Origin of the sequence: Blautia sp. CAG:237 (genome assembly GCF_000436615.1) — a bacterium.
Lineage (GTDB): Bacteria > Bacillota > Clostridia > Lachnospirales > Lachnospiraceae > Blautia_A > Blautia_A intestinihominis.
The window spans coordinates 1-8,002 of record NZ_FR886724.1 but is presented as its reverse complement, the minus strand read 5'-3'; the positions used below and the strand labels follow the sequence as shown (position 1 = coordinate 8,002).

Here is an 8,002-nt window from a genome sequence, read left to right as displayed (position 1 = left end):
GCTAGTGTGGTTCAGCTTCGCTGGACACACTACATAAGAAAAGCCCGGATCTCTCCAGGCTCTTCTCGGTCTTTTTATTTTTCAAAGAGGTCTACCAGTTCCTGTCCATCATCATATCCGGCATCTTTGAGCTGTTCTACGAACCACTCATCTACACCATCTACTGCTTCTTTGAAGGAATCGATATCCATATCATCTTTGTCTGTGATAGTTACGCCATTCTTTGACTGCCAACGAGTCTTGATCTCCTCATCACCGGAACGGTTGATGTAACGCTCATACTCAACGGCTTTCTGTCCACACTCATCAACAACTGCCTGCTGCTCTGGTGTCAGAGTATCATACAGATCCTGGTTGATACAGAAGAACAGACAGTCATAGATCGCATCCCACATGGAGCAGTACGGCTGAACCTCCTGCACGCTTGCCGCGTCGATTGCCGGAAGCGGGTTTTCCTGACCTTCTACTGTGTTCTGCTGCAGAGCAGTGTAGGTCTCAGACCAGTTCATGTTTGTCGCATCTGCGCCCCATCTCTTGTAGCATTCCATCAGAAGGTTGGAGCCTGCTACACGGATCTTGAGGTTCTTCATATCGTCGACAGTTTTTACTTCGTGCTTGCTGTTTGTCAGTTCACGGAAGCCGTTCTCTGCGATACCCATGCAGTGCAGGCCATAACTGGAAAGGATCTCTTTCAACTTATCACCGGCTTCGCCATCGAACTTCGCATCCGCATCATCATAAGAATCATAAATAAACGGAAGTGATACTACATTAAATCTCGGATCAAATGCTGAGTAGATCAGGTTGGAATGCATGGAGATCTGTACCGGGTCTCCGTTCATCAGTGCCTGAATTCCCTCGGACTGATTTCCGTTTGTCAGCTGGTCTGCTGCGTAAACATTAACTTTGATCTTGCCTCCGGTTGCTTTTTCCATCAGTTCTCCGAACTTACGTCCACCTTCTGCCCAGGTACTTGTCTCTGTAGTAGAGCATGCAAAGTTCCATGTTGCTTCCGGCCAGTCAAGGTCACTGTGATCAGCCACCGTATCTGTAGATTCCTGTGTAAAGAGATCAACCAGTTCCTGTGCGTCATCATATCCTTCTTTCTCGAGTTCCTTAACAAACCACTCATCTACGCCATCTACGGCTTCTTTAAAGGAATCGATATCCATATCTTCTTTATTTGTAATGGTCACACCGTTCTTTGACTGCCAGCGGGTCATGATCTCTTCATCACCTGAACGGTTGATATAACGCTCATATTCAACCGCTTTCTGTCCACACTCATCAACAACTGCCTGCTGCTCCGGTGTCAGGCTGTCATAAATCTCCTGGTTGATACAGAAAAACAGACAGTCATAAATTGCATCCCACATGGAGCAGTACGGCTGAACCTCCTGCACGCTTGCTGCATCGATTGCCGGCAGCGGATTCTCCTGGCCCTCTACTGTGTTCTGCTGCAGAGCTGTATAGGTCTCTGTCCAGTTCAGGTTCGTTGCATCTGCGCCCCATCTCTTATAGCATTCCATAAGAAGATTAGATCCTGCAACACGGATTTTGAGATTCTTCATATCATCCAGAGTCTTGACTTCATGCTTGCTGTTGGTCAGTTCACGGAAGCCGTTCTCTGCGATACCCATGCAGTGCAGTCCATATTCAGAAAGCAGTTCTTTCAGTTTTTCACCGGCTGCACCGTCAAATTTAGCATCCGCATCATCATAAGAATCATAGATAAACGGAAGGGATACTACATTGAATCTCGGGTCAAATGCAGAATAGATCAGGTTGGAATGCATGGAAATCTGTACCGGGTCTCCATTCATCAGTGCCTGGATTCCTTCAGACTGATTTCCGTTTGTCAGCTGGTCGGTTGCATAAACATTAACTTTAACCTTGCCTCCGGTAGCTTTTTCCATCAGTTCGCCGAACTTACGTCCGCCATCTGCCCAGGTACTTGTCTCTGTTGTAGAGCAGGCAAAGTTCCAGGTCATTTCCGGCCAGTCAAGGTCGCTGTAATCTTCAATTGTATTAAAGGAGTCACTGCCATCTCCTGCATCTTTTGAAGATGTGCTTCCTGTGTCAGCAGAAGCCTGGTCTCCTGTGTAAGAGCCATCTTTTGCAAGTGCTTTCGGCAGTGCTGTGGAAGTTGCCGGAATATATGTAACAATCAGAAGTACCGCAACACTGGCTGCGATCATCGGCATAACTGCTCTTGAAATCTGCTGCAGGGTAACTTCCAGACCTTTCTTAATCTTGATACTGATCGCAACGAAAAGGTTGACACCAACCGGAGGTGTTACCTGTCCGATTGCAAGGTTTACAGTTGCCATAACACCGAATGCAACAACGTCATATCCAAGTGCCTTACATACCGGAAGCATGATCGGGATAAAGATATACATTGCTGAGTTTGCATCGATAAAACATCCTGCAATCAGGAAAATAACATTTACGATCAAAAGGAATACAAACTGATTGTGTGCGATAGAGCCAAGCAGTCCAGATGCAGCATCTGCAATACCAAACTTGGTACATACAAATGAAAACAGTGATGCACTGGCAACGATCAGCATGATTCCACCAGTAGTCTTTGCAGAATCTACCAGGATATCAAACAGGTCTCTGAAAGACACTTCTCGGTAGATCACCATACCTACAAAAAGTCCATACACAACAGATACGGCTGCTGCTTCTGTTGGTGTAAAGATACCGCCATAGATTCCGCCGAGAATGATAACCGGCATCAGGAATCCCCAGAATGCATCTTTGAAGGTATCCCAGCGTTCTTTTGCAGATGCTTTCTGGCGGGATGGTTTGATATCATGTTTGTTTGCTTCAAGAAGTACTACGATCACAAGTGCAACACCCATCAGGATTCCAGGAACGATACCTGCCATGAACATATCTGCGATAGATACGCCTGTGATGGATGCATATACAACGAATGCGATACTTGGCGGTATGACGATCGCCACCGAACTTGCCGTCGCCATCAACGCTGTGGAAAACGGTGCGGAGAAACCGCCCTGCTCTACCATTGCCGGGATCAGAACAGCTCCAAGGGCTGCTACTGTAGCCGGACCGGAACCGGAGATTGCTCCGAAGAAACAGGAAACAATAACGCATACAATCGCGATACCACCTTTTTTGTGTCCGACGCAGGTGTCGACAAAATCGATCAGTCTGCGGGAAATTCCGGCTTTTGCCATAATATTTCCGGACAATACAAAGAACGGAATTGCAAGAAGAAGGAATTTACTGATTCCTGAATACATATTTGTTGCAACGATAGTAAGTGAGGTTCCTGAATACAGGATAGCACATACTGAGGAAAGTCCCAGGCAAAGCGCGATCGGCACACCAAGGATCAGAAAAACAAAAAATGAAATAAACAAAACAGCACTGATCATTTATTTGTCCTCCTTATCGTTATTATTTCCAAAACAGACATCCAAGCAGTATTCAATAAAATGAAGAATCATACAGCCTGCTCCGATCGGTACAAAGGACCAGAATATCCATTCCGGCCAGTTCAGTACGAACGTTCTCTTACCATTTGCAAGCTGGGTAAGAACTTTGTCCATACCATATTTAAAGAGAATCACTGAAAAAATGATGCTAAGCACTGTAATCAGAATTACTGAAGGTTTTTTCAGTTTTTTCGGAAGACGGTCCGTAACCAGCGTCAGGCTGACCAGCCCTCCCTCACGACATGACAGTGCTGCTGCCAGAAGTGTGATAAGTACAAATACCGCAACAACAAGTTCTTCTGTAAAAGACCATGAACGGTGGATGACTTTACGGGAAAATACATTTCCCACTGTGAGCACGAGGATCAGCAGTGTGGAGATCACAAGTACGATTTTTTCAACTGCTGCCAGTGCATTCATGAGTTTTTTGTAGACTTTCATCCTCTCTTCCTCCCTTTTGTTTTTCCGGTTTCAGAAATATTTTTGGGTATAAAAAAACCGCCCCTCAGGGACGGATATATTATTCCGCAACCACCCTGTTTCTCCATTGAAACAAGTACGATTCTGCAACGTACCGGCATACGCGTCTCCTGTAACGGGGAGCCTCCGTGAAAACCTACTGATGAATCAAAAATGTTCGGTCTTCCTTCTCAGGGATGATATTCAAAACAGTGCCGTTACCGCATCACACCAACTGCGGCTCTCTGGAAACGCGCATTCTCTGTCTCTACTGATTCCCATCGTAGAATTTACTGTTATGCTTTAGTCTATTACTAAGACAAAGTTATTCTACAACTCTTTTTTGATACAGTCAAGTCCTTTCTCGACAGAATGTAACAATTTTGTCGCAAATTTTATAAACAACAAAATAAACTGACCGGTCATTACTTTCCTTTGTAATAATCGGTCAGCCCCATGCACAGGTCGAACTCGTGGTTCATTCTCTCCACAAAACCTTCTTCATTGTCAGTATATGGCTGTGCGTCATTGACGATATATCTTCCGAACTTCATTCCATCCAGTTTGAATTCAGAATTCTCTGTCCACATGCCATGAGCTCCCTGCCAGTAGGAATCCTCTCCTGCTACGCTCAAAACAAAAGCGTCCACATATTTGTCATCATTGCTGTCATAATCCATGTAATCAATCTGGGAATCAAACGCAGACAGAACTTCCTCCGCCAGTTCCTCGATTGAATTGTTATCGTTTTCGTATTTCTCCATATCATACTTGGCAGTATAATAAAAAACATCTCCACTTAGCTGAAGCTGTGAATTGGAAATATCCTTTGCATATGTAGTCATACTGTTCTGATTTCCGCTGAAAAGCAAAGTTCTCAGTTTATCAGAAGTAAGTGCCCCTTCTTTGAATCGGTTATCCGGAAAATCGACCATAAATACCGGCATCTTGACTGTGCCTTTGACTGCTGCATGTTCCTTCCCGTCGGAACAGACTTCCTGAGTCAGATCTTCTGTCGTATCTTCCTGAACTTCTTTATCCTTTGCACTGCAGAAATTTACAGCAAGTATTGAAAGTATAACCCCTGCAAGTACCATTTTACCAAAACGTTTCATAATAATCTCCCCTTACAACCAAACCACCGAACCACCTGCCTCCCAACAGATGATTCTGATTTCCTTGTAACGGCTCTTATTATACACTTGCAGATAAGTGTGCTGTAAATTCGATTTTTCGTGAGTGAGTTTTTCTCATGGTCAGTTTGCTGAACTATCCCTGCGGTTTACTACATAAATACCAACGCACACCAGAAGCAGGGCGATCAGACTTCCTGCATTAAATGCCTGGTGGACTTCGCCCAGGACCAGTGCTGACAGAATCACGCTGCACAGTGGATTTACAAAACCAAATATCGCGACTTTTGAAACGTCATTCCATGCAAGCAGCACAGACCAGAGTGTGTATGCTACTGCTGAGACCATTGCCAGATACAGTATGAGCAGTATTCCCCCGGCTGTAACATTTCCAAGATGTCCTCCCATGCCCACACCAATCAAAGTCAATATGATGCCTCCCATTGTAAACTGTGTTCCACTCAGAACTACCGGAGATACTTTTCTGGAAAAAATATTGATCAGCACAGTGGAGATTCCATAAGAAAGTTGCGCGATCAGGATAAAACCTTCGCCAGTGAGTTTAAAGCCCATATCCAGTGAATTTCCCATCAGATTGATGACTACAACTCCTGCGAAGCCGAGAATACAACCGGCGATCTTCCTGCCTGTCATTCGCTCGTTTCGAAACACAAGACAGGCCAAAAGGATTGCAATAAAATTCCCAAGTCCGGTAATGATTCCACCTTTAACGCCGGATGTATGTGCGACACCTATATAAAAGAAAAAATACTGTCCTACTGTCTGTGCCAGACATACTGGTACAGCATATTTCAGGATTTCTCTGTTCGGAAGCATGATCTTCCTTTCTCGAACAGATGCAAAGATCAGAACCAGAATACCCGCCAGTGTAAAACGAATTCCGGCAAAAACGATCTAACTTGCCGTGTCTGCAGAATCCACCTGCATCAGATTATACCCTGTTTTGATAACAGGGATCGCACTCCCCCATAAAACACAGCATACGCACGCCAGAAGCGCAACGATACCTGTTTTTGTCAGGATGTTTTGTTTTTGTGTCATGATTTATTTCTCCTCTTTAGATGTATTATTTATTACTTTACTTTAATTTCTCCAGTACTGGAAAAAGGCATCCTCCTGCTCAGAGCGGATCCCATACTTTCTTCTTGCTATATAAAACTTTGATTTCCAGAGCGATGTTTCAACCGGAATCGTTGCTATATTATGCAAACGGACAATATCCATATAAGGCAGAACCGCAATTCCAAATCCATTCTCCACAAGCCCTGCAACTACCTCGATCTCTTCTGCTGCACACACCGGTTTGACGCTGATCCCCTCTGCCGCCAAAAGCTGCTCCTGCAGTTTACGGAATCCACTGGTTTTGGAAAACATGATCTGCGGATAATACGCAATCTCTTTTAATGAAACTGTATCTCGCTTTTCGAGTGGATGTCCCTTCGGAACTGCTACTGCGATATAAGATCCCCGGATCGGATAATATTCCAGCTCATCCGATTTCAAAAGATCTGAACAAAATCCAATATCATATTTCCCTTTCTGAAGTCCCTCTGCAATCTCCGGTGTCAATCGGTTGTAAATGATAAATGGAAAAGTTGCTCCAAATTCCCGCAGCATTCGCGGAATCGTTCCCGGTGCCAGCGGATATACAGAGCCGATCCGTACAGTCTTCTCTTCTGTGCGGAGTCCTGCCGCCCTTTCCTCCAGGCGCAGATATGCATCCAGAATCTCTTCGACTTCATTCATCAGCTCTTTTCCATAACTGCTCAGGCTCACATTACGTCCCTCTTTCTGAAAAAGCGGTACTCCATACTCCTCTTCCAGAGTCTTAATCGCATGGCTGAGTCCCGGCTGTGAAATATTCAGTGCCTGTGCCGCTTTTCCATAATGCTGGATCTTTGCCAGCTCTGCGAAATATTTTAAATATTCAATATTCATAGGTTCCTTCTTTCATAAATGCCAAATTGCAAACTTATTTTGTACTATTATCTGATATCACAGAATCTATTCCTGCCTTCATGATATCATATCACATTTCATTTACTTTTAGAATTGATTTATTCAAAATAATCATTTGTTTTTATCAATTATCTTGTATATAATAGGCACAGTTCAAAGAGAGGCCTAACAATATAACAATAAATTTAATCTTTAAGGAAGAAGGATACTTAACGTATGAATACGAAAAAATTTCATCTCGCCGGAGAAACAGCTCTCCTGCTCGTTTTATTGATCAACTCCCTTGCCGTGGATCTGATGTCCAAGAGCGGCTTCGGAATTTCAACGATCTCCTCTGTACCGCTTATTTTCAGCACAGCTTTTCCATTCCTCACATTTGGAACATGGAACTATATTTTCCAGACATTGCTTGTCATCACACTGATGATCCTGAAACGTTCCTTCTGCCCTGGCTACCTTTTTTCCTTCGTAGTCGGAATCGGTTTCGGTAAAATGCTCGACGTCCACAACGCATGGCTTCAGACACTGCCAAACGCACTGCCGCTGAACGCAGTATACTTTGTCGCAGGATTTGCTCTGATGTGTTTCGGTATCTGCCTTGCAAACAACTGCATGCTTCCGATCATCCCTACAGACACTTTCCCTCGCGACCTGTCCGAGATCTTAAGCAAAAAATACAAAGTCATCAAAACCACTTTTGATCTCACCTGCCTGACGACCACCGTTGTCCTGTCCCTTACGATCCTCCACAGATTCTACGGAATCGGCTTCGGTACTGTCTTCTGCGCATTCGTAACAGGAAAAGGTGTTTCCCTTGTTCAGAAGTTCTTCGACAAACATGTGGAATTTTACCGCGTGACTGGAAGGAAACATGTTGTAGTTGGAAGGAATGTGCGCCACGCATAATATACACCATCACATAGTGACATGCTCCCACCACTTAAATCTTTGATTTTGAAG

Annotated in this window: 7 protein-coding genes and 1 other annotated feature; of the genes, 1 reads left to right on the top strand and 6 read right to left on the bottom strand. The window is 44.3% G+C overall.

Annotation, left to right across the window (positions count from 1 at the left end; genetic code table 11):
- Nucleotides 1-74 precede the first annotated feature (74 nt).
- The 6 genes from QZL69_RS06355 to QZL69_RS06330 all read right to left on the bottom strand — a co-directional run bounded on the left by QZL69_RS06355 (nt 75) and on the right by QZL69_RS06330 (nt 7,021).
- Nucleotides 75-3,410 (bottom strand): TRAP transporter large permease subunit, encoded by a 3,336-nt coding sequence (locus QZL69_RS06355; RefSeq protein WP_022214388.1) that lies wholly within the window; start codon nt 3,408-3,410, stop codon nt 75-77.
- On the bottom strand, nt 3,411-3,911 hold the full coding sequence (locus QZL69_RS06350) for a TRAP transporter small permease (RefSeq protein ID WP_022214387.1): 501 nt from the start codon (nt 3,909-3,911) through the stop codon (nt 3,411-3,413).
- Between the two features lie 63 nt (nt 3,912-3,974).
- Nucleotides 3,975-4,223 (bottom strand) — a binding site (T-box leader).
- A gap of 131 nt (nt 4,224-4,354) precedes the next feature.
- Nucleotides 4,355-5,044: a hypothetical protein gene (locus QZL69_RS06345; protein ID WP_022214385.1), complete on the bottom strand. Its 690-nt coding sequence runs from the start codon at nt 5,042-5,044 to the stop codon at nt 4,355-4,357.
- A gap of 141 nt (nt 5,045-5,185) precedes the next feature.
- Nucleotides 5,186-5,962, bottom strand: coding sequence for a DMT family transporter (locus QZL69_RS06340; RefSeq protein WP_291518702.1), 777 nt, complete (start codon nt 5,960-5,962; stop codon nt 5,186-5,188).
- Between the two features lie 15 nt (nt 5,963-5,977).
- Complete coding sequence (locus QZL69_RS06335) at nt 5,978-6,124, bottom strand: hypothetical protein (protein WP_022214383.1); 147 nt, start codon at nt 6,122-6,124, stop codon at nt 5,978-5,980.
- A gap of 42 nt (nt 6,125-6,166) precedes the next feature.
- Nucleotides 6,167-7,021: a LysR family transcriptional regulator gene (locus tag QZL69_RS06330; protein ID WP_022214382.1), complete on the bottom strand. Its 855-nt coding sequence runs from the start codon at nt 7,019-7,021 to the stop codon at nt 6,167-6,169.
- Between the two features lie 237 nt (nt 7,022-7,258).
- Here QZL69_RS06330 and QZL69_RS06325 point away from each other — a divergent pair, with 237 nt between their 5' ends.
- Entirely contained in the window at nt 7,259-7,948 is a 690-nt protein-coding gene (locus tag QZL69_RS06325; protein ID WP_022214381.1) for a DUF6198 family protein, read from the top strand.
- Nucleotides 7,949-8,002: the final 54 nt, after the last annotated feature.

What these genes read in the sequence shown, in the direction of transcription:
- QZL69_RS06330 (WP_022214382.1), bottom strand. Translation starts at nt 7,021, where the DNA reads ATGAATATTGAATATTTAAAATATTTCGCAGAGCTGGCAAAGATCCAG.
- QZL69_RS06335 (WP_022214383.1), bottom strand. Translation starts at nt 6,124, where the DNA reads ATGACACAAAAACAAAACATCCTGACAAAAACAGGTATCGTTGCGCTT.
- QZL69_RS06355 (WP_022214388.1), bottom strand. Translation starts at nt 3,410, where the DNA reads ATGATCAGTGCTGTTTTGTTTATTTCATTTTTTGTTTTTCTGATCCTT.
- QZL69_RS06345 (WP_022214385.1), bottom strand. Translation starts at nt 5,044, where the DNA reads ATGAAACGTTTTGGTAAAATGGTACTTGCAGGGGTTATACTTTCAATA.
- QZL69_RS06325 (WP_022214381.1), top strand. Translation starts at nt 7,259, where the DNA reads ATGAATACGAAAAAATTTCATCTCGCCGGAGAAACAGCTCTCCTGCTC.
- QZL69_RS06350 (WP_022214387.1), bottom strand. Translation starts at nt 3,911, where the DNA reads ATGAAAGTCTACAAAAAACTCATGAATGCACTGGCAGCAGTTGAAAAA.